The organism is Ideonella sp. (assembly GCF_044358605.1).
Taxonomy (GTDB): domain Bacteria; phylum Pseudomonadota; class Gammaproteobacteria; order Burkholderiales; family Burkholderiaceae_C; genus Ideonella.
Map to the genome: position 1 here is coordinate 87,640 of NZ_JBIKNQ010000003.1, position 22,031 is coordinate 109,670.

Annotated in this window: 21 protein-coding genes; 6 read left to right on the forward strand and 15 right to left on the reverse strand. The window is 64.4% G+C overall.

Annotated features, from left to right (window positions below):
• Positions 1-255: 255 nt before the first annotated feature.
• A complete protein-coding gene (locus ACIQ3Q_RS01980; RefSeq protein ID WP_396267287.1) occupies positions 256-5,496 on the forward strand; it encodes a PA14 domain-containing protein in 5,241 nt (1,746 codons plus the stop codon).
• A gap of 58 nt (positions 5,497-5,554) precedes the next feature.
• Here the strand turns inward: ACIQ3Q_RS01980 and ACIQ3Q_RS01985 are convergent, their stop codons facing one another.
• Genes ACIQ3Q_RS01985 through ACIQ3Q_RS02005 form a run of 5 tightly spaced genes read right to left on the reverse strand, consistent with a single transcriptional unit; the run spans position 5,555 to position 10,129 of the window.
• Positions 5,555-6,334, reverse strand: a complete 780-nt coding sequence (locus tag ACIQ3Q_RS01985; RefSeq protein ID WP_396267288.1) for an ATP-binding cassette domain-containing protein — start codon at positions 6,332-6,334, stop codon at positions 5,555-5,557.
• Positions 6,331-7,311: an ABC transporter ATP-binding protein gene (locus ACIQ3Q_RS01990; protein ID WP_396267289.1), complete on the reverse strand. Its 981-nt coding sequence runs from the start codon at positions 7,309-7,311 to the stop codon at positions 6,331-6,333. The genes ACIQ3Q_RS01985 and ACIQ3Q_RS01990 overlap by 4 nt, the downstream gene beginning before the upstream one ends.
• Positions 7,308-8,267, reverse strand: a complete 960-nt coding sequence (locus tag ACIQ3Q_RS01995) for a sulfotransferase family protein (protein WP_396267290.1) — start codon at positions 8,265-8,267, stop codon at positions 7,308-7,310. Before ACIQ3Q_RS01995 ends, ACIQ3Q_RS01990 begins: the two co-directional genes overlap by 4 nt.
• 9 nt (positions 8,268-8,276) lie before the next feature.
• Positions 8,277-9,164: an ABC transporter permease gene (locus tag ACIQ3Q_RS02000; RefSeq protein WP_396267291.1), complete on the reverse strand. Its 888-nt coding sequence runs from the start codon at positions 9,162-9,164 to the stop codon at positions 8,277-8,279.
• The gene (locus ACIQ3Q_RS02005; protein WP_396267292.1) at positions 9,161-10,129 is read right to left on the reverse strand and encodes an ABC transporter permease; all 969 of its coding nucleotides are present in this window, start codon (positions 10,127-10,129) and stop codon (positions 9,161-9,163) included. Before ACIQ3Q_RS02005 ends, ACIQ3Q_RS02000 begins: the two co-directional genes overlap by 4 nt.
• An 85-nt stretch (positions 10,130-10,214) precedes the next feature.
• Between ACIQ3Q_RS02005 and ACIQ3Q_RS02010 the strand changes: the two genes are divergently transcribed.
• Positions 10,215-11,696 carry an aldehyde dehydrogenase family protein gene (locus ACIQ3Q_RS02010; RefSeq protein WP_396267293.1) on the forward strand — a complete coding sequence of 494 codons (1,482 nt, stop codon included), beginning with the start codon at positions 10,215-10,217 and terminating at the stop codon, positions 11,694-11,696.
• Between the two features lie 7 nt (positions 11,697-11,703).
• Here ACIQ3Q_RS02010 and ACIQ3Q_RS02015 read toward each other — a convergent pair whose 3' ends face one another.
• Together ACIQ3Q_RS02015 and ACIQ3Q_RS02020 are read right to left on the reverse strand one after the other, a co-directional pair.
• Positions 11,704-11,970, reverse strand: a complete 267-nt coding sequence (locus ACIQ3Q_RS02015) for a hypothetical protein (protein WP_396267294.1) — start codon at positions 11,968-11,970, stop codon at positions 11,704-11,706.
• A 44-nt stretch (positions 11,971-12,014) separates the two neighbouring features.
• Positions 12,015-12,263 carry a hypothetical protein gene (locus tag ACIQ3Q_RS02020; RefSeq protein WP_396267295.1) on the reverse strand — a complete coding sequence of 83 codons (249 nt, stop codon included), beginning with the start codon at positions 12,261-12,263 and terminating at the stop codon, positions 12,015-12,017.
• Between the two features lie 103 nt (positions 12,264-12,366).
• On the opposite strand from ACIQ3Q_RS02020, the gene ACIQ3Q_RS02025 reads away from it, so the two are divergent.
• A complete protein-coding gene (locus ACIQ3Q_RS02025; protein ID WP_396267296.1) occupies positions 12,367-13,311 on the forward strand; it encodes a LysR family transcriptional regulator in 945 nt (314 codons plus the stop codon).
• A gap of 7 nt (positions 13,312-13,318) precedes the next feature.
• Here ACIQ3Q_RS02025 and ACIQ3Q_RS02030 read toward each other — a convergent pair whose 3' ends face one another.
• The 7 genes from ACIQ3Q_RS02030 to ACIQ3Q_RS02060 all read right to left on the reverse strand — a co-directional run bounded on the left by ACIQ3Q_RS02030 (position 13,319) and on the right by ACIQ3Q_RS02060 (position 19,479).
• Complete coding sequence (locus ACIQ3Q_RS02030; RefSeq protein WP_396267297.1) at positions 13,319-13,675, reverse strand: DUF1304 domain-containing protein; 357 nt, start codon at positions 13,673-13,675, stop codon at positions 13,319-13,321.
• A gap of 158 nt (positions 13,676-13,833) precedes the next feature.
• Complete coding sequence (locus ACIQ3Q_RS02035; RefSeq protein ID WP_396267298.1) at positions 13,834-14,532, reverse strand: HAD-IA family hydrolase; 699 nt, start codon at positions 14,530-14,532, stop codon at positions 13,834-13,836.
• Positions 14,529-15,503: a magnesium/cobalt transporter CorA gene (gene corA, locus ACIQ3Q_RS02040; RefSeq protein ID WP_396267299.1), complete on the reverse strand. Its 975-nt coding sequence runs from the start codon at positions 15,501-15,503 to the stop codon at positions 14,529-14,531. The genes ACIQ3Q_RS02035 and corA overlap by 4 nt, the downstream gene beginning before the upstream one ends.
• A gap of 171 nt (positions 15,504-15,674) precedes the next feature.
• Positions 15,675-17,129: a sensor histidine kinase gene (locus ACIQ3Q_RS02045; protein ID WP_396267300.1), complete on the reverse strand. Its 1,455-nt coding sequence runs from the start codon at positions 17,127-17,129 to the stop codon at positions 15,675-15,677.
• Positions 17,130-17,214: 85 nt separating this feature from the next.
• Positions 17,215-17,589, reverse strand: coding sequence for a response regulator transcription factor (locus ACIQ3Q_RS02050; RefSeq protein ID WP_396267301.1), 375 nt, complete (start codon positions 17,587-17,589; stop codon positions 17,215-17,217).
• A 27-nt stretch (positions 17,590-17,616) separates the two neighbouring features.
• Positions 17,617-18,732 carry a sensor histidine kinase gene (locus ACIQ3Q_RS02055; protein ID WP_396267302.1) on the reverse strand — a complete coding sequence of 372 codons (1,116 nt, stop codon included), beginning with the start codon at positions 18,730-18,732 and terminating at the stop codon, positions 17,617-17,619.
• A 108-nt stretch (positions 18,733-18,840) separates the two neighbouring features.
• Positions 18,841-19,479 carry a response regulator gene (locus ACIQ3Q_RS02060; RefSeq protein WP_396267303.1) on the reverse strand — a complete coding sequence of 213 codons (639 nt, stop codon included), beginning with the start codon at positions 19,477-19,479 and terminating at the stop codon, positions 18,841-18,843.
• A 110-nt stretch (positions 19,480-19,589) separates the two neighbouring features.
• Between ACIQ3Q_RS02060 and ACIQ3Q_RS02065 the strand changes: the two genes are divergently transcribed.
• Both ACIQ3Q_RS02065 and hpf read left to right on the forward strand, forming a co-directional pair.
• Positions 19,590-20,753 (forward strand): ATP-binding protein, encoded by a 1,164-nt coding sequence (locus ACIQ3Q_RS02065; protein WP_396267304.1) that lies wholly within the window; start codon positions 19,590-19,592, stop codon positions 20,751-20,753.
• 212 nt (positions 20,754-20,965) lie between these two features.
• Positions 20,966-21,307 carry a ribosome hibernation-promoting factor, HPF/YfiA family gene (hpf, locus tag ACIQ3Q_RS02070; RefSeq protein WP_396267305.1) on the forward strand — a complete coding sequence of 114 codons (342 nt, stop codon included), beginning with the start codon at positions 20,966-20,968 and terminating at the stop codon, positions 21,305-21,307.
• A gap of 8 nt (positions 21,308-21,315) precedes the next feature.
• Here the strand turns inward: hpf and ACIQ3Q_RS02075 are convergent, their stop codons facing one another.
• The gene (locus tag ACIQ3Q_RS02075; protein WP_396267306.1) at positions 21,316-21,546 is read right to left on the reverse strand and encodes a hypothetical protein; all 231 of its coding nucleotides are present in this window, start codon (positions 21,544-21,546) and stop codon (positions 21,316-21,318) included.
• On the opposite strand from ACIQ3Q_RS02075, the gene ACIQ3Q_RS02080 reads away from it, so the two are divergent.
• Positions 21,545-22,015, forward strand: coding sequence for a PTS sugar transporter subunit IIA (locus tag ACIQ3Q_RS02080; protein WP_396267307.1), 471 nt, complete (start codon positions 21,545-21,547; stop codon positions 22,013-22,015). The genes ACIQ3Q_RS02075 and ACIQ3Q_RS02080 overlap by 2 nt on opposite strands.
• Positions 22,016-22,031: the final 16 nt, after the last annotated feature.

A 22,031-nucleotide genomic window follows, 5' to 3' on the forward strand; every position in this document is an offset into this window, starting at 1 on the left:
GCACGGTGTAACGGCCCCCCTGATTGTTTGCTCTTGCCGCTGAGATTTGCATTTGCTGCCAACTTTGCCACGGGCGATGCTGCTTATCGCGGGCGAAGTTTGGTGCGGGGTCTGGGTCAATTCGCAACAAAGCGTTAAATTCTCAGATCTTTCACGTAGACCCTGGGCTTGCCGTGATCAAGCCGGGTACGCGGGCGGTCGATATGACCCCGTGGGCCACGATGTTGGGGTCTTTGTGGACTGGAGCTGTACGCAATGAATACAAATAAGAACCGCTGGTCCCGTGGTCCTTTGGTTGCCGCCGTTTATGGCGCGCTCTTGGTCTTGTCCGCCTGCGGCGGTGGAGGCAGTGGCAGCGAAGTCGAAGAGCCTGCGGCCAGTGTGGACCCGGATGAGCGCCGCGCGCCCGCTGCAGCGCGCTCCCCCCTGAACGCACAAACCGCTGCCACCGCGCGGTGGACAGCGCCAACGAACTTGAGCCTAGTGCCTTCCTCCGGCGCTGTACTGCCCAACGGCAAAGTGCTGCTGTGGTCGGCCAACAACCCCATGTCATTCGGTGGCGGCGGTCAAACCTACACCACGCTCTACGACCCGGTCACCAACACAGCCAGTGACCGCTTGGTGCAAGAAACCGGCCATGCCATGTTCTGCACAGGCACGACTCTGCTGGCCGACGGGCGCCTACTGGTCAACGGTGGCAGCGATTCGGCCGCCACGAGCATCTACGACCTCAACGCCAACTCGTGGACACGCGGCGGCGAGATGAACATTCCCCGGGGCTATCAGTCCAATACTTTGCTGCAAGATGGCTCGGTACTGACTTTTGGTGGCTCCTGGAGCGGTGGCACCGGCGGCAAGCACGGTGAAGTCTGGTCCTCTGGCTCTGGCTGGCGCACGCTGAGCGGCATGCGCATCGACTCCACCCTCACCGCCGATGGCCCCTGGGGAGGTGATTCCCACTATTGGTTGGTGCCGGCGGGCAACGGCAAAGTCTTGCACCCCGGCCCTGGGGTGCGCATGCATTGGTTGGACACGGCAGGTACGGGGGCTACCACCTATATCAGTGATCGTACCGACCCGAGTGTCCAAGGCGGAGCAGACGCGCCCAGCGTGGGCGGTAACTTGGTCATGTACGACATCGGCCGTGCCTTGAAGACCGGCGGTATTCACCGTGGCGGCAGTGAGGCTTGGAAGAACGCCTTTGTCATTGAGTTTGATAAGGGCGTTCAGGTTCGCAAGGTCCAAGACATGGCCTACCAGCGCGTCTATCAAAACAGCGTGGTGCTGCCCGATGGACGGGTCGTGGTGATCGGCGGGCAAACCCAAGACATGGGTTTCACGGACAACTATGCCGTGATGCAGGCCGAAATTTGGGATCCGACGACAGAGACTTTCACCACCCTGCCCAGTGCGATGTCTGTGCCTCGGACGTATCACAGCATTGCCATGCTGATGCCCGACGGCCGAGTGATGTCGGCGGGTGGTGGTCTGTGTGGTGGCTGTACTGCCAACCACGCCGACCTGCAAATGCTCTCGCCGCCGTATTTGTTCAACGCTGACGGCAGCCCCGCACAGCGTCCGGTGATCCAGACTGCACCGAACTCGGTGCGCTATGGGTCAGTGGTGAATGTGGCCATGAGCGGTGCGGTCACTGACTTCGCAATGGTGCGCTTGGGCGCAACCACCCATACGGTCAACAACGACCAGCGGCGCGTTCCGCTGGTGTCGGCCAGCCTTGGCAACAACATCTACAGCCTGCAGATCCCCAGCAACCCGGGGTGGTTGCTGCCAGGGCCGTGGATGCTGTTTGCGATGGATGCCAACGGCGTGCCCTCGGTGGCAAAGATCGTCACCATCAGCGCCGATGGCGTGCCGCTGATTCAGCCGGTGCCCTCGCGCAGCACCGACGCCTATGCGCCGGTCAGCTTCAATGTCAACGCCACGGCCTCGCAGCCCGGCTTCAACTACACCGCCACCGGCCTGCCTCCCGGCGTGACCATCGACCGCACCACGGGTGTAGTGTCCGGTACGCCCACTGCTGGTGGTACCTACACGGTGACCGTCAGGGCGGCCAATAGCACGGGCGTGACGTCCACCTCCTTTGAGTGGGTGGTCACGGGGGCCAATAGCCAAGGCACCGGGTTGATCGGGCGCTATTTCACCGGCCAAGCCTTGGGGGGCACGGCCGTCTACCTGCGCACTGAAAACATCGACTTCGCCTGGAGCGCAGCCCCCGCACCGGGTGTGGCCGTGAATGACTTCTCCGTCGAGTGGACGGGCCAGTTGCAGGCTCCGGCCAGCGGCACCTATCAGTTCCAGACCGTGTCGGATGATGGCGTTCGACTCACCTTGAACAACGCCTCGTTGATCGACAACTGGGTCAGCCACGCCACCACCACCAACACCAGTGGTTCGGTGCAGTTGCTGGCCGGCCAGCGCGTGCCGATTTCCTTGAAGTATTTCAATGGCAATGCTTCGGGCACCGTCCGCTTGCTTTGGAAGAAGCCCGGCTCAACGGGCTTTGAAGTGGTGCCCGCCGCCGTGCTGTTTGGTGACCTCAGCATCGCCACCGGCCTGCGTGCGACCTACTTCAACAACACCACGCTGTCGGGCGTGCCCGTGTTGAGCCGCGCGGAGGCGCCTAACTTCGATTGGGGCTTGGGTTCCCCCGGCCCGAATGTGCAGCCCGATGGCTTCTCTGTGCGCTGGCAAGGCAGCATCGTCATCAGCACCAGCGGCGACTACGAGTTCCGTACTGAGGCCGATGATGGTGTGCGCATGTGGGGCGGCGGCATTGTCGACCCCGTGATCAACCGCTGGACCAGCCCCGGGGCCGTGGTGGGTGACAGCGTTGGCCCGATTGCCCTGGCCACAGGTCAATTGGTACCCATCACCGTGGAGTACTTCGACCAAGACAAGGCCGCTGTGGTGCGCCTGCTGTGGAAGACTCCTGGGTCCAGCAGCTTTGTGCCGGTGCCAGCCAACAACCTACTGTCCACCTTGGCCAATGCGTCGCCTGTTGTGACGGCCTTGACCGACCGTGAAGGGCTGCGCGGCGTCGCTGATTCGGTGACTGTCACCGCACGCGACCCCGAAGGCGCGGCCCTCACCTACACGGCCAGCGGTCTGCCGCCGGGCATGACCATCAGCGCTGCCGGTGTCATCAGTGGCACACCAACGGTCAGTGGCGTTTACGCCGTGCAGGTCACGGCGACCGATCCCTCTCGCATGGCCGGTGAAGCCAACTTCACTTGGACCATCAAGGAGCCTTTGGCAGAAGTTGATCCGATTGAAGCCCCGCCCATCCTGGCGGGCCAGACGGCCAGCTACCGGCCGGTGGTCAAGGGTGCGGGCAGTGTCGAGTACATCTGGCAGTTTGGTGACGGCAGCGCAGACTCTGCACCCGCCGCTTCGCCCAACGCAGACCACACTTACACCACGCCAGGCCTGTATGTGGTCAACCTGATCATCCGCAGCACCGTGGATGGCAGCCGCAAGACCATCACCTTCCGCCAGGCCGTGACCACGCCCGTGACCGCCAAGGCGCCACTGGCCAGCACCAACATCCTGGTCGAGCCACGTACCGATGTGGCCCCGCGTTTGTGGGTACTCTCGCCGGACAACAACACGGTCAGCGTGTTCGAGCTGCCCAGCATGAACCGCTTGGGCGAAGTCTCGACCGGTGGCACCGGCCCCGCCAGCCTGGGCTTGGTGCCCAACGGCCCGGTCGTCGTGGTCAACCAGACCAGTGGCAACCTGACGGTGATCGACCAAAACAGCGGTGGCATCTCGGGCTCGCTGCCCACACCGCGCGGCTCGCGGCCTTATGGCATCGTGTTCTCGCCGCTGGGAGATTTCGCCTACGTCAGCCTTGAAGCCACCGGCCAGGTGGTGAAGTACGACCTGACCGGTGCTGTGGTGGGTACGGTCACAGTGGGCGGCAACCCACGTCATCTGTCGATCTCGGCCGATGGCTCGCGCTTGTTCGTGTCGCGCTTCACCACGGCACGCCAGCCTGGCGAGGGCACTGGCACGGTCCGTGGTGACCTCAACGGTGTAAAGACCGGCGGTGAGGTCATCGAGGTCAACACGGCCGCCTTCACCACCCAGCGCCGCATCGTGCTGCAGCACAGCGACAAACTCGACACCTCGGTGACGGGCAGCGGTGTACCCAACTACTTGGCTGCTGCGGTGATTGCGCCGGATGGCAAGTCGGCTTGGGTGCCTTCCAAGCAGGACAACATCGGCCGAGGCATGCTGCGCAGCCGCCAACAGTTGGACTTCCAGAACTCGGTGCGCGCCATCAGCTCGCGCATTGACCTGACAGCCAACCAAGAGGACTACGCAGCGCGCGTGGACCACGACAACGCAGGCGTGGCCTCTGCGGCGGCTTTCCACCCCACAGGCGCCTATCTGTTTGTGGCGCTGGAGACCACCCGCGAAGTAGCGGTGGTGGACCCAGTGGGTCGCCGCGAGCTGTTCCGCATCAATGTGGGCCGCGCTCCGCAAGGCCTGACGCTGTCAACCGATGGACGAACGCTCTATGTCCAGAACTTCATGGACCGCAGCGTCAGTGCGGTGGACCTGAGTCCGCTGGTGCGCAATGGCCTGTTGGAGAGCAAGCCCATCACCACCGCTTCCACGGTGGTGACGGAGGCTTTGTCACCGGCCGTGCTGCTGGGCAAGCAGTTGTTCTATGACGCCAAGGACACCCGTCTGGCGCGTGATGGCTACCTGAGCTGTGCGGCCTGCCACGCGGACGGCGCTGACGATGGTCGCGTCTGGGACTTCACTGGCTTTGGTGAAGGCCTGCGCAACACCGTGGACCTGCGCGGCAAGGCCGGGGCCCAAGGCTTCCAGCACTGGAGCGGCAACTTTGACGAGATCCAGGACTTTGAAGGTCAGATCCGCAACTTCGCCCAGGGCTCTGGCCTGATGAGCTACAACGACTTCTTCGGTGGCACGCGCAACACCCCCTTGGGGGATCGCAAAACAGGCCTGAGCCCAGACCTGGATGCCTTGGCCACCTATGTGAAGTCCTTGTCCACGTCCATCGAGAGCCCATGGCGCCAAGCCGATGGCACGCTCACTGCAACAGCGCAACTGGGTCGCCAGACCTATATCAACGCGCAGTGCGCCAGCTGCCATGCGACCCCAGGCTTCCCTGGCAATGCGACACCGCTGCGCGATGTGGGCACCTTGAAGGGCAGCAGCGGCAACCGCCTGGGCGGCGCGCTGACGGGCATTGATGTGCCTTCTCTGGCGGGCGTGTGGGCCAGCGCACCTTATCTGCATGACGGCTCCGCCGCCACGCTGGAAGAGGCCGTGCGCGCCCACACCAAGAACACCACGCAACCGCCTGCTGGCGAGATGGCGCAATTGGTGGAGTACCTGCGTCAGATCAACGCTGACAGCGGCGCTCAAGCCCAAGCCGCCGCGCGGGCCAAAGCCGCAGCCATGGGCACGGGTGGGTTGAAGAAGAGCGGCGGCGGTTAACGCGTCCTGCGCTGCTTTCCTCTCAACACACACAGGGGCCGCAAGGCCCCTGTTCCTTTCAGAGCGCCGCAGCCAGCAGGCTTTGGGTATACGGGTGCTGTGGGCGGCGGAGCACCTCATCCGTGGGGCCATGTTCCACCACCTGCCCGTTTTGCAGCACCAGCACCTCATCGCAGATCAAGTCCACCACCGCCAAGTCGTGGCTGATGAAGAGGTAGGTCACGCCATAACGCTCTTGCAGGTCTTGCATCAGGTTCAGCACTTGGGCCTGCACGGAAACATCCAGCGCACTGACCGGCTCGTCCGCCACGATGAGCTGAGGGCGGGTGATTAAGGCCCGGGCCAGAGCAATGCGCTGACGCTGGCCGCCTGAAAACTCATGCGGATAACGTTCGGCATCAGCGGCGCTTAGCCCCACCGCTTCGAGCATCTCGGCGACGCTGGCCTGCTGATCGGCGCTGGACCCCAGGCGCAAACCGCGCAAGGGTTCGGCCATGCTGTAGCCAATGCGCATGCGCGGGTCTAGCGAGCCAAACGGGTCTTGAAACACCATCTGAAAGCCGCGCCTCGCGGCCCGCAAGGCTGCGGGCGAGAGGCGGTGCAGGTCTTGCCCCTCAAACCGCACGCCGCCGCTGTGGGGCGCCTCCAGTGCGCAGACCAAACGCGCCAAGGTGGACTTGCCCGAGCCCGACTCCCCCACCACGCCCAGATTCCGCCCGGCTTGCAGCGTGAAGCTGACGGACGCCAACGCTTGAACGCTGGCTTGCCGCCAGCCCGCCGTGCGCGGCAAGGCATAGCGTTGGCTGAGCGACTCCACCTGCAGCAAGGGCGTGCTCATGCGGCCTCCAAGGGGTGCCAACAGCGCACGCGGTGCGGGCTGTCGTCCATGACCGGGGCCTGCTGATGGCAGCCTGCTTGAGCCCGGCCGCAGCGCGGGGCAAAGGCGCAGCCTGGGATCTGGGCCGTGCTGGCAGGCACACGCCCGGGTAGCACCGGCAGCCGTGTGCCACGGGCGAGCCCCAAGCGCGGGCGGGCCGCCATCAGGGCTTGGGTGTAGGGGTGACGGGGCTGGGCGAACACGGCCTCGGTAGGCCCCATCTCCACCACCTCACCGGCATACATCACCGCCACCTGCTGCACGCGCTGAGCCATCACCGCCAGGTCATGGCTGATCAGCAGCAAGCTCATGCCCTGCTGGGCCACCAAGTCGCGCATCAGGTCCAGCACCTCGCGCTGCACATGGGCGTCGAGGGCCGTGGTGGGCTCGTCGGCCACCAGCAGCTCGGGCCCGCAGGCCAGCGCCATGGCCAGCACCACCCGCTGGCGCTGGCCGCCTGAGAGCTGGTGCGGATAGGCCCGCAGCCGATCTGCCGCTTGCGGCATGTGCACGCGCTCCAGCCATTGCAAGGCGTGGGTTTCGGCCTCTGCGCGGCTGAGGCGGTGGTGTAGCCTCAAGCCCTCGGCGATCTGGTGGCCGATGGTGTGCAGCGGGTTCAAGGCCGTCATCGGCTCTTGGAACACCATGGCCAGCCGCGCACCGCGCCAGGTGCACCATTCGGCCTCGCTCAGGCGGTGCAGGGCCTGGCCGCCCCAGCACATCTCGCCGCTCTGCTGGGCGCCCTCCGGCAGCAAGCCCATCAGGGCCAGGGCGGTCATGGACTTGCCGCAGCCCGACTCACCCACCAGCCCCAAGGTCTGGCCTTTGTCGAGTTGGAAGGACACATCGCGCAGCACTTGCGCCCCTTCAGGCAGGCTGACGCGCAGGTGCTGCACCTGCAGGCCGGTGTGCGGCGTCGGTGCGGGCGTGGTGCTCATGACGCAGGCGCGGGAGGCGGCAGCGCGGCCCCCTCTTGGGGAGCGGCGGGCAGTTGGGGCAGGAACCAATCGACACTGGCCAACAACTGGCGGTGCAGCTCATCGAGCGGCGGCTCGGGTGCCTCTTCGGTATAGCCCAGTGCAGCCAGTTGCGGGGCCAAGATTTGGCTGAGCCGCCAACGCTCAAAGGGGCTCAGGCCGGAGCGGCCTTGGCGCTGCGCAACGGCCGGGTCCACCTCGCCCAGGGCACCGCGCTTCCAGGTTTCAAAGGGCATGAGCAAACGGCTTTGGCCCAGGCGGCGGCTACGCCGGGGCGCGCAGTGCAAGAAGGCGCCGATGCGGGCCAACTCCAACTCCGGCTGCAGGCTCAAGTCTTCCAGGCGCACCATCAGCAGGGCCTCTGGGTGGGCCTGCGCAAACTGCCAGATGTGCTGCTGCGTCCAAGCCCAATCTCGAGCATAGTCTTCAATCGGCCGCCAAGTTTCGCCCCAGCCCTTGCCGGGCTCGGCCAGCTCACGCCGCGAGGCCAAGGCCGTGAAGGGCGAGCGCACCATGGCAATGAAACGCGCCTTGGGAAAGAGCCTGAGGATGCGCTCCATGTGCCAGACATGGCCGGGTGTTTTCTCCAGCCATTGGCCGTCTTGCAAGGCTTGGGCCGAAGCCGCCGTGGCGGGCAGCAAGGCTTCCAGCAGACTCATGAACAAAGCGCGCACCGGCGTGCCGCGCGCGGGCAGCAAGGCCTCTCGTTCGGCATGCTTTAAAGGCAGATACGGCGAGAGCGAACTCAGCAAGCCTTGGGCTTGGCGACGGGTCAGTCGGTCGCCCTCGGGCAAGTGTTCGGGCAGACACTCAAAGTAATGCGTCTCCGGCACCGTGGGCAGGGCAAAGCGCTCGGCCACCAAGCGTTGGCACAAGGTAGTGCCTGAGCGCGCGAATCCAACAATAAAGGTGGGCATCAGGGGCTCCTAGTGCCGATGGCGGAGTTTGGGGTCCAGCAGGTCACGCAAGCCGTCACCCAGCAAGTTCAGCCCGAGCACGGTGATGGCAATGGCCAAGCCGGGCCACAGCGCCAGCAGCGGGGCGTTGAATAACTGCAGCTGCGCGTCGGCGAGCATGCGGCCCCAACTGGGCTGCGGCGCTTGGGTGCCCAGGCCCAGAAAGGCCAGTGCCGCTTCGGCCAAGATGGCCAAGGCGCACTGGATGGTGGCCTGCACAATCAGCGGGGCTGCGATATTGGGCAGCACATGGCTGCGGGTGATAGTCCAGGTGCTCAGGCCCGAGAGTCGGGCTGCGAGGATGTAGTCTCGCGCCCAGACATTCATGGCCGCCGCGCGTGTCACCCGCATGAAGACCGGGATGTTGAACAGTCCAATCGCGATGATGCTGGTGGCCAAGCCCGGGCCTTGGGCGGCGGCCAGCAGAATAGCGGTCAGCAGGGCCGGAAAGGCAAAGCCGAAATCCACGGCGCGCATCAGCACTTCGTCCACCCAGCCGCGGCGAGCCGCAGCCAGCAGCCCTAAGGCCAAACCCATCACCAGGCCCAGGCCCACGGCCAACAGGCCCACCATCAATGCGCTTTGCGCGCCCACCATCAGCTGTGAGGCGATATCGCGCCCCAGGCTGTCGGTGCCCAGCCAGTGTTGAGTGCTGGGGCCTTGCAATTTGTTGGGAATATCCAGCTCGGCCGGTGGGTAAGGCTGCCACACCAAGGACAGCAGCGCCACGCCCAAGACCAGTGCGACCAGCACGGCGCCCAGCATGAAGCTGCGGTGCCGCAGGGCGCGCTGCCATAGCGTGGCGGGCCGTGCTGGTTTGTCAGACGGCGCGATGTGGGTCTGGCTTAAGGGACTCATGCGCGACCTCGCTTCAAGCGAGGGTCCAGCCAGAGGTAGAGCAGCTCCACCACAAAGTTGATCAGCACCACCAGGGCCACCAAGGCCATCACCACATCGCGCACCAAAACCAGATCGCGGTTGCTGATGGCCTGAAACACCAGGCGCCCGACGCCGGGCAAGACGAACACGTTTTCCACCACGATGGTGCCGGTCAGCAGGTTGGCCATTTGCAGCCCCATCACGGTCAGCACCGGCACCATGGCATTGCGCAGCACATGGCGCCACATCACCGCGCGGCGGCTCAAGCCCTTGGCCCGGGCGGTGCGCACAAAGTCTTCGCGCATCACCTCCAGCACGGCTGAGCGGGTGACGCGCGCCAAGATGGCCGCTTGCACACAGGCCAGCGCCAAGGCGGGCAAGAGCAGTGCCTTCAGCCCTGCCACGAGCCCGCCACCGTCGTCCTCAGACCAGCCCGGAAACCCGCCCGCGCCCACCCACTGCAGCTTCACCGCAAACAGCAGGATCAGCAAAATCGCCAGCCAGAAATTGGGCAGGGCCAGGCCCACTTGCCCGGCACTCATCACCGCCACGTCACCCAGGCGGCCATGTCGGGCCGCCGCATACACCCCGAGGCTCAGCGCCACTGCCACCGTCATCACCATGGCCATCAGCGCCAAGGGGCCTGTGACCTGCATGCGCTCGGCCAGCAGGGCGAATGTCGGTTCGTCATAGGACAGGCTGATGCCCGGTTGGCCTTGCAGCAAGCCCCCCACCCACTGCGCATAGCGCGTCAGCGCGGGTTGATCCAGCCCTAGCTTTTGCGCCAGCGCCGCCACCGCCTCGGGGGTGGCGGACTCGCCCAGCATCACCTCAGCGGCATTGCCCGGCAGCCATTCCAGGGCCGCAAACACCAAGGCCGACGCCACCAGCAAGGTCAGGCACAGCGAGGCCAATCGGCGAAGCAGCAGGGCAAGTGCACCCATTTGAGGAGGGGGTTGGCGTGGATGGCGTGAACGGGCGGGCTGCTTATGATGCCCGTAAAACCTCGACGCTTTGCGGGAGTGCACTATGTCTGTTCCCTTTCCCCCGAACTTGCAGCCTGCGGCCTTGGACGCCCGCGCGAGCCTGTTGATCGGCGGGCAGTGGCGCGAGGCGGCCCAAACACTGACCTTGCTTGACCCCTCCAGCGGCCAGGTGCTGACCCCCGTGGCGCGTGGCGGCGCAGCCGAGATCGACGCTGCGGTGCAGGCCGCGCAGGCGGCATTGGCGGACGAGCGGCCCGAGGCCTGGGGCCGCTGGAGCGCTGCCGAGCGGGGGCGTGTGCTGCAAGCCATCGGCCGCGCGGTGGCGGAACATGCAAGCACCTTGGCGCACTTGGAGGCCCTGGATGTGGGCAAGCCGCTGCAACAAGGCTTGGCCGATGCGCTAGCCCTGGCACGCTACCTGGAGTTTTATGGTGGCGCGGCCGACAAGATCAGCGGCGAGACCTTGCCCGTGGCGCGCGACTTGACAGCCTTCACGCTGCGCGAGCCCCACGGCGTGACGGGCCACATCGTGCCCTGGAACTACCCCATGCAAATCATCGGCCGCTCGGTGGGTGCGGCCCTGGCCATGGGCAATGCCTGCGTGCTCAAGCCCGCCGAGCAAGCGTGCCTGACGGCATTGGCCTTTGCGCACTTGGCGCAGGCGGCTGGTTTGCCGCCCGGCGCATTGAATGTGGTCACCGGCTTGGGTGAAGAGGCCGGTGCGGCGCTCACTGCCCACCCTGGTGTGGCGCATCTGTCCTTCACGGGCTCGGTGGCGGTGGGCCGCGCGGTGCAGCGGGCGGCGGCCGAGCACACCATTCCCGTCACTTTAGAGCTGGGTGGCAAGAGCCCGCAGATCGTGTTTGCTGATGCCGACCTGGACGCTGCCTTGCCGGTGCTGTTGCAGGCCGGTTTGCAAAACGCAGGGCAGACCTGTTCAGCCTCTTCACGCATCTTGGTGCAAGCAGGCGTGTTTGACGAGGTGGCACGGCGCATGGCTGAGGGCTATCGCGCCCTGCGGGTGGGCCCGGCGCTGAGCCGGCCGGATGTCGGCCCCTTGGTGTCGGCCGAGCAACAAGCCGCAGTGTTGCGCTGCATTGAGGTGGCGGGGCCAGCCCATGTGTTGGCCCAAAGCCCCTTTCCCAATGATTTGCCAGCGGGTGGCTTTTATGTGGCGCCTACTCTGCTGGCGGGCTTGTCGCCCGAGCATGTGCTGGCCCAGGAAGAGATCTTCGGGCCGGTGCAGCTCTTGCTGCCCTTTGAGGATGAAGCCGAGGCGCTGCGCATCGCCAATGGCACGCCGTATGGCTTGGTGGCGGGGGTGTGGACGCGCGACATCAGCCGCGCCATGCGCTTGGTACACCGGCTGCATTGCGGCCAGGTGTTCATCAACAACTATGGCGCGGGCGGCGGCGTAGAGCTGCCCTTCGGCGGGGTCAAGGCCTCAGGCCACGGGCGCGAAAAGGGCTTTGAAGCCCTGTATGGGTTCTCGCGCACCAAGACCGTGGCATTGCGCCACGGTTGAGCCGAACTCAGTCGTTCAGGCCGTCGTGGCGGGCGGCGGCGGCGTACAGGTCGGCCGCAAAGCCGGGGTCCGAACGCTCGACGCTGCGGGCCAGGCCGCGCACCGCTTCGGCGTCACGCGAACGGGCCAGGCGGGCCGCGCGGATCTTGGGGGCACTGCTCAGGCGAGCCAGCAGGCGGGCGCCAGACAGAAACACCTCGGCGGCGACACGTGCGCCACGCGGGGCGGTGATGCGGGGGCTGAGGCCAAAAGTTTGGGAGGTGATAGCGGACATGAGAAGTCTCCTGCGGTTCAGGGCGATAAAGACACTCGGGCCGATCAGGCGCGGGTGTGCGGGGTGCCCAAGCGGCGCAATTCGGCAGCCAAGGCGGGATGATCGATTTCGTACTGCTGGGCCAGATGGCGCAGGTGCGGGGCGGCACGCAACTCGGCGGCACGCACCAGGGCGCGGCTCAGGTCTTGCCAAGCTTGGTCCACTTGCGCTTGCAGGGCTTGCCGCAGCGACACCGCGCGCATGGCACGGGCAGGACGGTAAGTGGGGGCAAACGAAAAAGTGGCGGCGGTCATGGCAGTCAACAGAGGTGTGATGAGATGGACTGAAGCATAAGGGTTTGCACCAATGTGTGTCTATTGAATAATTGGCAGAAGTGATATTGATAAATCGAATATCGTGAGCAAGCTCAATTTCCGCACCCTGGACCTGAACCTCCTGCGTGTGTTTGACGTGGTGATGGCCGAGGGCAGCCTGACGCGCAGTGCCGTGGTCTTGGCCATGACGCAGCCGGCCGTCAGCCATGCGCTCAAGCGCCTGAACGAGTCGGTGGGGGAGCCGCTGTTTGAGCGCACCGCGCACGGCATGCGGCCCACGCCCTTGGCGCAAACCCTTTGGCCGCAAGTGCGTGCGGCCCTGGGCACGCTGCAACAGGCCTTTGCGCCCAGCGCCTTTGACCCGGCGCGCGATCGCGTGGCCTTCCGCCTAGCCATGGCCGATGCCACCGCCGCCTTGCTGATGCCGGCCTTGGTGCAGGCCATTGAAGCGCAACAAGCCCTGGCCAATCTGCGCGTGGTGCCGCTGGCCACGCGCGACCCGCGCGCCATGTTGGAGCGCGGCGAAGTGGATGTGGCGGTGGGCTACTTCCCCGACGCCATGGCCGCCCTGCTGGCGCAAGGCGATGACGCCGCACTGCGCCACCAGCGACTCTACGACACCCACTATGTGTGCGTGATGCGCCGCGGCCACCCGCTGGCCGACCAGCCTTTGACGCTGGAGGCCTACTGCGCCGCCCACCATTTGCTGGTGAGCTTTTCAGGCCGTGCCCATGGCTTTGTGGACCAAGCCCTGGCGGCCGTGGGCCAGCAGCGCCGTATTGTGTTGACGGTGAATCAGTTCTACACCGCCGGGCGCGTGGTAGCGGGCTCCGACCTGCTGACGGTGCTGCCGCAATCTTTTGTGGAGGCCACCGGCGCAGCTGCTGCCTTGGTCGTCAAACCTCTGCCGCTGCCCTTGGGCCGCGTGCATGTGGAGATGATGTGGCACCTGCGCAAAGACGCCCTTCCCGCCCAGCGCTGGCTGCGCGGCCTGCTGGCCGGCATTGAGGGGCCGATGGTGGGCTGAGCTGGGCTCAGTGGCCCATCAAGAGCAGCAGGCCGATGACGGCGGGCAAGGTCTGGATGAACACGATGCGCTTGCTGGCCGTGGCGCCGCCGTACAAGCCCGCCACGGCCACGCAGGCCAGGAAGAAAACCTTCACCCCAAAGCCCGCTTCACCCAGCACCAAGCCCCAGATCAGGCCTGCGGCCAAGAAGCCGTTATAGAGGCCTTGGTTGGCCGCCAGCACCTTGGTCGCCTCAGCAAACTCAGGCGTGGTGCCAAAGGCGCGCCGCGCACGCGGTGTGGTCCAGAGAAACATCTCCAGCACCAGGATGTAAACATGCAGGGCAGCAATCAAGCCCACCACGATATTGGCCGCCAGCACCATGGGCGTCTTCCTCAGCGAAAGCGGGTGATGCTAGCGGCGAGCAGCGGCTGGTTTTGGAGGCACGGGTCTAAACCCTCGATCAGCATCGCGATGCTGTGACCCCTGATGATGCGACGGCGATAAGCTGTGGCGCTGCGTACGCAAGCAGACTGCGCGCTTCAACCCGCCCCTAGCGCTCTCACCAAGTCAGCAAGGTCTGCACCCTCAAACCAAGGCCGGGCCGAGGCATCCGCGGGTTTGGTGGGGTGCCCTGGGCGGCAGACCCAAGCGGCAGCCAAGCCGGCACCACAAGCACCTTCGATGTCCAAGGCCCAGTCGTCGCCCACGTGGAGCACCTGGTGTGGGGCAAGCTGCAACAGCTCACAGGCGGCATGGAAGATGGCGGGCGCAGGCTTGCCCTGGCCAAAGACCTTGGCGCTGAGGCCGCCGACGAAGTAGTCGGCCAGGCCGATGCGCGCCAAATCGGCATTGCCGTTGGTCAGTGCGAACAAGGGCCAACGGGCGCTCAGGGCTTGCAGCGCAGCCAAGGCGTCGGGGTACAAGACCACGCGCTGGCGCTCGGCCATGAACACCTCGAAGGCCGCGGGCGCCAGCGCTTCATCGTCCCCGGCCTCGCGCAGCGCCCACACCAAGCTGGTTTGGCGCAACCACGCCAAGTCGTGCGCTTGCTCGGGGTGGGCTTGGCCCACGACATGGCGCACCTGGCGCAATGCCGCCACATCAAAGTGGGCCGCTGTGCGCGGGGCATGCGCCTGCAGCCACTGGTGGACCTGCTGCTCTGCCCGCGCGATGGTGGGCCAGACCGGCCAGAGCGTGTCGTCCAAGTCCAGCGTGAGGGCTTTGAAGACTTCGCTCAACGCATCCAGCCTTTGCGACGGAAGTAGATCAGCGGCGCGGCCACCGAGCAGACCATCAGCCCCAGCGCGAAGGGGTAGCCCCAGGTTTGGCTGAGCTCAGGCATGTGCTGAAAGTTCATGCCGTAGACGCTGGCGATCAGCGTGGGCGGCAGCAGGGCCACGCTGGCCACCGAGAAGATCTTGATGATCTTGTTCTGGTTGATGTTGATGAAGCCGACGGTGGCGTCCATCAAGAAGTTGATCTTGTCGAACAAGAAGGCTGTGTGGCTGTCCAGAGAGTCGATGTCGCGCATGATCTGCCGCGCCTCTTCAAACTGCTCGGCATTGAGCATGCGGCTGCGCATCATGAAGCTGACGGCGCGGCGGGTGTCCATGACATTGCGGCGGATGCGGCCGTTCAAGTCTTCTTCGCGGGCGATGGCGGCCAGGGCTTCACCGGCGGCGCGGTCGTCCACGTCTTGCTTCAAGACTCGGGCGCTGACCTTCTCGAGGGAGTCGTAGATGCCCTCCAGCGCGTCGGCGGAGTACTCGGCGTCGGCGTCGTAAAGCTTGAGCAGCACATCCTTGGCGTCTTCAATCAAGGCCGGAATGCGGCGGGCGCGCAGGCGCAGCAGGCGAAACACCGGCAAGTCTTCGGCGTGGACCGAAAACAGCACGTTGTGAAAGAGGATGAAGGCCACCCGCACGTTGCGCGGGGTGATGTCGTCGTCGATCAAGAAGTCGGAGCGGATGTGCAGCTCGCCGTTGTCTTCTTCGTAGAAGCGGGCGGACTCTTCCAGGTCGTCATCAACGATGTTGTTGGGGATGTGCAGGCCAAAGCGGGCGGCAATCCAGCCGATCTCTTCGGCCGTGGGCGCTTCTAAATCAACCCAGACGGGTTGCACGTCGGCCAGGTCGGCGGCCGAGTCAATTTCTTCTTGCAGCAATCGGCCACTGAGGCGGCCTTTGTCCAGCGTGAATACGTTCAGCATGGGTCCAGTTCCAGCATCGGCATGGCGCGCAGCTCAGCGGCTGCGGCGCAATTCGGGGCTTTCAACAGGTGCTCAAAGCACCTGGGCGGGGGAGTGGGAACCGTCTCACCCCGCATCCGGAGACAAAGCTCAGGGGCTCTGAGCCTCAGCGCACCGGGCTGGAGGGGACGGTCACCGCGGGTGAGGGGCGTCCAAGGGGGGCACCTTCGTAGTGGCGATGGCCGAATTATGGTCCATGGGGGCGCCGCTGATCGAGGCCACCGTGACAACCGGCAGAGATATACGCACGCCCGTGCCCTGGCCTGGCTCGCTGTCGATCTCCATCCAGCCGCCTTGCAGGTCGATGATCTCTTTGACCAAGCTCATGCCCAGGCCCGTGCCAGGCTCATGGCGAGAGGCGTCGGCGCGCCAGAAGCGCTCGCACACGCGGCTGACTTCTTCGGGGGTCATGCCAATGCCGCGGTCGCGGATCTCCAGCGTCAACCACTGCTCATCGGCGGCCACGATGCTGAGCGCCACGGGCTGACCGGGCTCAGAGTACAGGCGCGCGTTGTCCAGCACTTCGGAGACCGCCTGCACGGCCTTGATCTCGTCGATCAGCAGCAGTGTGTCGGGACAGTCCACCGGCAGGCTCAAAGGGTGGCTGACCCCGGCTTCGAGCTGAGACTGGGCAATCTGCTCTAGCAAGCGGCTCAAGGCCGTGGGCTTGCGGTCCATGTCGCGGCCTTGGCGAGATTCAATCCGCGTCAAGTCCAGCAGCTCATTCACGATGCGCATCAGCAACTGACTTTGGCGGTGCACCGTCGTCAGCGCCTCGACGCGACGCTCTTCGGGCAGGTCGCGGTGCAGCAACAACTCGGTGTAGCCCAGGATGCTGGCCATGGGCGTGCGCAGCTCATGTGCGGCGCTGGAGAGAAACTCGCTCTTCATGCGCTCGGTCTCAGTTTCGCGGGTGGTGTCGCGCACGAAAACCACGTGGCCGCCGTCATCGCTGCGGCGTATCGAGACCTCAATCAGCGCATAGAACGGGCGCTCTCGGCGCAGCACCATGGTGGCATCGTCCTGCCCCGCACTCTCTGCCACCAACAATTCGGTGATGGGGTTGCGCTGGGTCTCGGACGGTGCCAAGAGCTTGAGCAGCCTTTCCTCAAACTGCTCCAAGCTCAGACCCAAAGCCTCGCCGGGCATGAAGGACATCAGTCCATTGAGCATTTGGTTGTGGTGGCGCAGGCGCTCGTCGGCATCGAAATAGGCCACGCCAGCGTCGTTCAACTCCAGCATGGTTTCGATCTGCGCCTGTCGCTCGCTGGAGCCTGTGGGACACAGAACCAGCAGCACGCCATCGTCTCCCAAGTCCTCAACATGGCCTTGCAAGCTCACGGCTGGAGCGCCGCACCGCTGGAGCACGCAGACCTGCTGAGGAGCCAGGGCTCGCCAATCCGCCAGCGTGCTCAAGCCTTGAGGCTTCACGACATGGAAGGCCTCACTCAGCGGACGCCCGAGCAGGTCTGCCCGCTGTGCGGCCCAGCCCGCACCGGTACTGCAAATGGTCAAGCCCGCGTCCAGCCAAAGGTGGTGGGGCAGTGCTCGCTCCAGTTGCGAGCGTTGGAGTGAGTAAGTGCTCAACGCGTTCTCCAGGCTGTCGCCGACTACCCGTCATGCGCAACGGGTAGCGCGGCACGGCGCGTGGCGCCAGGTCGTTCTCAGGCGCTCAGGCCGTCGGTGCCATCAGGCGTTCGATGGTGTCTATGAGTTGCAGCGGGCTGAAGGGCTTGATGAGGTACTCATCGGCGCCCACGTGCTCGCCAGCCTCGCGGTCACGTTGCTGGCCGCGCGCAGTCAACAACACCACTTTGATGTGCTGGGTCGCCGGGTCGGCCTTGATGCGTTGGCAGACCTGCAGGCCGTCAAACTCGCCGGGCATCATCACGTCCAGCAGCATCAGGTCCGGCTGAATGGCCGCGGCCATGCGCAGGCCGAAGGAGCCGTCAGCCGCTTCGTGGATTTCGTAGTTCTCAAACTCCAGCGTCATGCGGATGAGTTTGCGGATGTCGGTTTGGTCTTCAACAATCAATATGCGCTTCATGGTGTGACTCCCTGGGGGCTTGGTGACTCAATCGGGCTTCTGGGCTTGGGCTTTGCGGTCGCGGGCGCGAGCCATCAAGGCGGCAAGGTCTTTGGCGTACTGCTGGGCCTGGGCAATATCGAGTTGGCTGGAATCAAACTGGTGCGGCGCGCCGGTGGGCAGGTCGATCACAAAGGTGTGCAGACCGCCTTCGTCTTCTTCACGCAGCTGCCCGCCGTGCAGCGAGATGATGTGTTGCGCCAGTTGCAGGCCAATGGCTTCGCCGACGGGGCGCTTGGGCGCAGCCGGCCCAGTCGCTTTAGCCGGGCCACCGGTCAATTCCACGCCCTTGACTTCTTCTTGGCTAAAGACACCCACATCGCGCAGCATGATGATGGCGCGCCCGCCCATTTGCCGGTGCTCAATCTCCAAGCCACCGCCCGCAGGCACACCACGCACCGCCATTTCCAGGCACTCTTTGAACACGCGTGTGAGCCATTGCTCACTGCCGTACAAGACGGCCAAGTCGCTCAGCTCGCCCTCCACCTGCAAGCGGGCGGTAACGCTGCGCTGCTGCGCCAGGGGCTCGACCTCGGCCCAGCATTGCTGCAGCAGTGGCCACAGCTCAATGCGATCCGCGGCCATCAAGGAATCAGAGCGCCACACCGCTGCAAGATCGACCAGCTTTTCGACCACCTTCATCAGGGTATCGACCTGCTCGCCGGCCACTTTCATGTCGTTAGCCACGCCCGTCTTCAGTGCCCCTTGTACGGCTTGCTGGGCGAGGCGCAGCGGGTCGCGCAAATCGGTGCGAATGACTTGCATCAGGTTGTCAAAGGCCGCACCGCCACTGTCAGCCCCTTCAGCCTGAACCACCACAAAAGCATCATCCTTGGCCAGGCCCGGCAGCACCCGGCAGGTCAGTTCGGCCGGCGCGGCGCCAGGGCGCGGCGCGGCACCAATGGCTTTCACGACCTTAGGCGTGCGACTGGTGATGACCTCCACCAATGCGCGCTTGACGTCCGGGTCGAAGAGCTTACGGCCCAGGGCCAGGCCCGTGCGTAAGCCGCCCTGCGAGTTGATGTGACGGATCGTGCCGTCCTGGCCCACCCACAGCAAGCCGTGTTGAGAGTGTTCCAGCAGTTCATCGAGTGTGGCGTGCATGTGGCGCACCTCCTTGAAGATCAGTGTCCAGAGTAGTGTTCATTTTTATCATTTTTAACACGAGGACATTTGTCACGAAAGCCGAATAAGCAGCGGAAATCGCCTGCTTCAGGCGGAATGAGAACGACTGAAGGCGCCTGCCGCCACCTTTTGCGCCAGCAGGCGGCGTGCGCGCTGCTCCAGATGCGAAAAAGGCACCGGCTTGGTGAAGGACTCGATGCCTGCGGGCAAGCCCCCGCGGTCGGCAATGTCGGCCGGGCTGAGCGCGGTGACCACCAAGATGTCCATGCTCTGAGCCAGGGGCTTCATGGCCTGCAGCGCGCGCATCATGCGAAAGCCATCCATGCCCGGCATCATCAGGTCGGTGATCAGCATGTCGGGCGGCTGCTCCCCCAATCGCACCAAGCCCTCAAAGCCATTGCGGGCCAGGTCCAGGTCGATGGGCAAGTCCCAAGAGTCGACGGTCAAGGCATAGAGCCGCAGCAAGTCGGCGTCATCCTCTACCACCAGCAGGCGCACGCGGGCATCCGCCGCAAGTGGCCCTCCGAGCGCTGGGGCCTGCATGTCTTGCACTTGGCGCTGCCTCAGGCGCTCCACCGCCTCGCGCGCAATGCGCCGATGACCGCCCGCCGTCTTCCAAGCCGGCAACGCGCCCGCCTCTACCCACAACTGCACCGTGCGCAAGGCCACGCCCAGCAGGTCAGCGGCTTGCCGGGTGGTGAGCACATCGTCGTCTTGGCGGGTCATTGTTCAAATTTATCATTTATTTTTGAAAATTCAAGCCATAACCTCCTGCGCCGAAAGCCCATCATCTTCTCCACCCAGGGCCTGACTGATCGAGTGACCAGGCTCCTCCCATGCCGCCGCCTCAGCCCGACCTTTGCGATGCTCTGTTGCCTCTGCTGGCGCATGCACCAGACGGCATGGCCCGCTTTGACGCCGCGCAGTGCCTGCTGTGGGCGAACCCGGCCTTTGCCAAGGCCCTGAGCAGCACCGTGGAGGAGTTGCTGGGAAAGCCCTTGGCCGACCTCGATGCACGCTTGAGGCCCCTGTTGACCGAGGGCATGGGGTCACCTGGCCCTTTGTCGCAATGCCTTCAGGCGGCTGCCGCAGGCAGGCCGATCACCCTGCGTTTCGTCAATGGCACGGAGCAGTTATTGCGTGGGCTCACAGAGCCGCAGGGCACGTTCAATGTGTACTTGAGCGATCTCGCGCCCATGCAGGCTCAAGAGCGGCGCCGTAGTGAGTTTCTGTCGGTCGCGGCGCATGAGTTGCGCAACCCCGTCGCCAGTCTCTTTGGCTTTGCACAACTGCTGCGCAGCAGAAAGCTCAAGCCCGAAGGCTTTGCCGAGGTGACGGAGATCCTGTGCCGACAGGCGGACTCTCTGTCGCACTTGGTCGAAGAGTTGCTGGACTTGGCGCGCGTGGATGCCAAGCGTGGACAAGACTTCAAGCGCGAAGCGGTGTCGTTGAGCGCCTTGATCCAGGAAGCCCGTGAGTCGCTGCCTAGCGGCCTTCATCCCCAGCGGATTCATGTGCGCATCGCAGCAAGTGCAGAGCTGCTGTGGGTGGATCGCAGCAAGACCCTGCGGGTGTTGATCAACGTGCTGTCCAATGCCTTGAAGTACTCGCCTTCCAGCACGCCGGTGGAGATCGACGCACGCCGCATCAAAGGCTCAAGCGAGATGGCAGACATCGTGGTGCTCGACCACGGCATTGGCATGAGCAACGAGCAACAAGCCCGCATCTTTGAGCGCTTCTACCGTGCAGACCCTTCAGGCCCGATCCCTGGGACTGGTTTGGGCATGAGCTTGGTGCAGGAAATCGTGACCTTGCTGGGCGGCAGCGTGAGCGTCAAGAGCGCCCTGGGCCAGGGTTGCAGGGTGAACCTGCGTTTGCCCTTGGTGGCGACCCCGACGAAAGACCAGATGAAGATCAAGGGCTTTCAGCAAGACCGCCCCGCTTCTCCGGCGCGCGCCCGGGAAAACCCCTGGCCTCTCGGCGAAAAACAAGGCGACTAAAGGCCCCAAGTCTGAGTTTTTGCCCACTCAGTGCAGAACTTGGCAAAGCCTGCTTCAGCCCGGAATCTACACCGATTTTTTGCACCTGAACATGCTTGGCAAAGCGATTTAAAGCGCGCATAGTTGACCAGACGGATCGGCGCTTTTGCCTTCACCGGCAGGCCTGATTCGCAGCTCGTTCCATACGTTTGCGCGCCCGTAAGGAGGCCTCGATGAATCTGAAGATCAGCGGACATCACCTGGAAGTGACCCCAGCCCTCAGAGAGTATGTGTTGACCAAGCTGGACCGCATCACGCGGCACTTTGACCAGGTGGTTGATGTCAATGTCCTCTTGACCGTTGAAAAGCTCAAAGAAAAGGAGCGCCGCCAGAAAGCAGAAGTCAACTTGCATATCAAGGGCAAGGACATTTTTGTAGAGCAATCTCACGAGGATCTGTACGCCGCCATTGACCAATTGATGGACAAACTAGACCGTCAAGTGGTCCGCCACAAGGACAAGGTGCAAGATCATCACCACGCAAGCGTCAAGCGCCAGAGCGTCAGCGTGATGTGAGCGACAACTCACAGTCGGCAGCCAATGCACTCGGCCTGCCCGCCAAAGGCGATCTTCGGATCGCCTTTTTCATGAGCGCTTGTTGTTGCAATGCAGCAAGTTCGGGGTTGCAACAAAATGTTCGCAAATTCAAGTTCACCCCGCCACTGCCGATTTTTATAATGCAGCATCAGAAGTGACGCATCAAGGTCGTCCTGCCGCAGTACCCCAGTGACCCCGTCGTCGAAAGAGCCCGCCATGAACCGCCTCGCCGCCATCCTGCCTGCCGACAATGTGTTGGTCAGTGTGGAAGCCACCAGCAAGAAGCGCGCGTTCGAGCACGCCGGTATGCTGTTTGAAAACCAGCACGCCATTGCCCGCGCGACAGTCACCGACAACTTGTTTGCCCGAGAACGATTGGGCTCCACGGGCCTGGGCCACGGGGTGGCCGTGCCCCACGGGCGCGTCAAAGGGCTGAAGAACCCGCTGGCCGCCGTGCTGCGTGTGCAACAACCCATCCCTTTTGATGCGCCCGATGACGAGGCCGTGAGCCTGTTGATCTTTTTGCTGGTGCCGGAGGCGGCGACGCAGCGGCACCTGGAAATCCTCTCTGAGATCGCCGAGCTGCTGTCTGACCGCGAACTGCGCGAGAAGCTCAAGACCGCCCCCGACGCGGCGACGGTTCACAGCCTGATCGCCGGCTGGGAGCCGCTGAAGTCTGTGGCCTGACCGCCCACACCAAGGC